General features: G+C 69.4%; 2 protein-coding genes. Both read left to right on the forward strand.

Annotated elements, in window-relative coordinates; genetic code table 11:
• On the forward strand, positions 1–509 hold a 509-nt coding region (gene scpB, locus AC1VAN_RS19150), incomplete at its 5' end, for an SMC-Scp complex subunit ScpB (RefSeq protein WP_480986475.1).
• Complete coding sequence (locus AC1VAN_RS19155; RefSeq protein ID WP_480986476.1) at positions 502–2178, forward strand: pseudouridine synthase; 1677 nt, start codon at positions 502–504, stop codon at positions 2176–2178. The genes scpB and AC1VAN_RS19155, both read left to right, overlap by 8 nt.
• Positions 2179–2267 lie beyond the last annotated feature (89 nt).

Raw genomic sequence — 2267 nt, forward strand, 5'->3', positions numbered from 1 at the left:
ACATCATCCAGGCCCTGGAGGAGCGCGAGTGGATCCGCGTGGTCGGCCACCGCGACGTGCCTGGCAAGCCTGCCCTGTTCGGCACCACCAAGGGCTTCTTGGACTACTTCGGGCTGAAACGCCTGGACGAACTGCCGCCCCTTTCCGAACTGAAGGACCTGGGCGACCTGGAACCGCAGCTGGCGCTGGATCGCGACGCACCCCTCGCCGCCAGTGCCAACGGCCCGGACGTGAGCGCCGACCCGGACGCCGCTGCAAATGACGACCCTGGCACGACCGCCGGCGACACCCCCGATTCTGCCGACGCACTTCCTGCGGCGGCCGACGATGAGCAAGCACCTTCGCCCTCCGATGATGGGCACCCCGATTCCGCGCCGGGCGAGCGCGCGGTGACAGTGAACGAACGCGAAGACAACGCCGTCGCGAAGACGACCGTGGCTGTTGACCAAGCCGATTCCGAACCAGAGGCCGACCTCGAAACCGTCGGCCGGAGCAAAACTGATGAGTGACACCCCCCGCAAGCCCTCGTTGAACAAGCTTTCGCTCAAGCGCGAAGCCACGTCCGAACAGTTCAAGCTGGAAGAACGCCTGCACAAGGTCCTGGCCCAGGCCGGCCTCGGCTCGCGTCGTGCGCTGGAACAGCGCATTGCCGAAGGCCTGGTCAAGGTCAACGGTGAAGTCGCCCAGACCGGCATGTCGGTCAAGAGCGGCGACAGGATCGAACTCGACGGCCGCGGCTTCGTCGCCACTGCGCTGGCCGAGCCGTCGCGCGTGCTGGTCTACAACAAGCCGGAAGGCGAAGTGACCACGCGTGAAGACCCTGAAGGTCGCCCGACCGTGTTCGAATCCCTGCCGGCGCTGAAGGGTGCCCGCTGGATCGCCGTCGGCCGCCTGGACATCAACACCACCGGCCTGCTGCTGGCCACCACCGACGGTGAGCTGGCCAACGCCATGATGCACCCCTCCTTCGAGGTCGAGCGCGAGTACGTGGTGCGCGTGCGTGCCCCGGAAGGCGAGGACAAGGTGCCCGATGCCGTCGTCGACCGCCTCACCCGTGGTGTCGCACTGGAAGATGGCCCGGCCAAGTTCGATGAGATCGAACGTATCGGCGGCACCGATTCGCACGACTGGTTCCGCGTCGTGGTGAAGGAAGGCCGCAACCGCGAAGTGCGCCGCCTGTGGGAATCGCAGGGCTGCCAGGTCAGCCGCCTCAAGCGCACCCGCTACGGCAAGGTCAGCCTGCCGCGCGAACTGGCCCGCGGCCAGTCCGTCGAACTGCCGGGCAGCCAGGTCGAAGCGCTGCGCGCCGAACTGAAGCTGGAAGAAGGCGCGCCGTCGGCCCTGACCCTGCAGCCGGTGATCGGCCAGCGTCGTGCTGCCAAGACCACCGTGCGCGTACGCGAAGGTGGCCGCGGCAACGCTTACGTCAATGGTCACAACACCGCCGATGAAGGTCGCGAACTGCGTCGCTTCGACAACGTGCGCGAAGACCGCGGCCGCGGTCGCGGCGGCAAGGGTGGTGGTGGTTTCAAGGGCGGCCTGACCGTCAGCGGTGAAGCTGCTGCCAAGCAGTCGCAGCGCCCGTTCAAGCAGCGCGCGCCGAAGAACGACCGCTCGCTGCCGGAAGGCAACCCGGCCGCATTCCGTACCTGGTACGTGCCGGATGGCGTGAGCACCGGCCCGAGCGGCCACCGCAATGCCGGTCCGGGCGCTCGTGGCCCGGGTGCCCGTGGTCCGGGCGCAGGTGCAGGCGGCCAGGGCCGTCCGTACGGCAAGCCGAAGGGTCCGGGCGCAGGCGCCGGTGGCAGCCAGGGTCGTGGCGGCTACGGCGGTGAAGGTCGTGGTGGCTACGGTGGTGAAGGTCGCGGTGGCGCCGGTGGCGCAGGCGGCCAGGGTCGTCCGGCCGGTGCGGGCAACCGCTCGCAGGGCCAGGGCAACAAGCACCCGTACGGCCATCCGGGCAATGCCCCCAGCTTCCCGTCCGACCACGCCAATCCGGGCTTCAGCCCGTACGGCAGCTCGCGTCCGGCCGGCAACGGTCGTCCGGGCGGCAATGCGAATGCACGTCCGGGCGGCAACCGTGGTCCSGGYGGTCCGGGYGGCAAYCGCGGCCCGGGTGGCCCCGGCGGCAACCGTGGCCCGGGTGGCCCGCGTCGCAGCGGCCCGCGCGGCGGCTGATCTCCACCTTCAATGAAGGACACAGCGATGACACGGATGTTGTCCCTCGGCGCCCGCATCGGCGCCGTGCTGGTGGCTCTGTTGCTGGT

The organism is Stenotrophomonas sp. 05L44_2 (assembly GCF_056665995.1).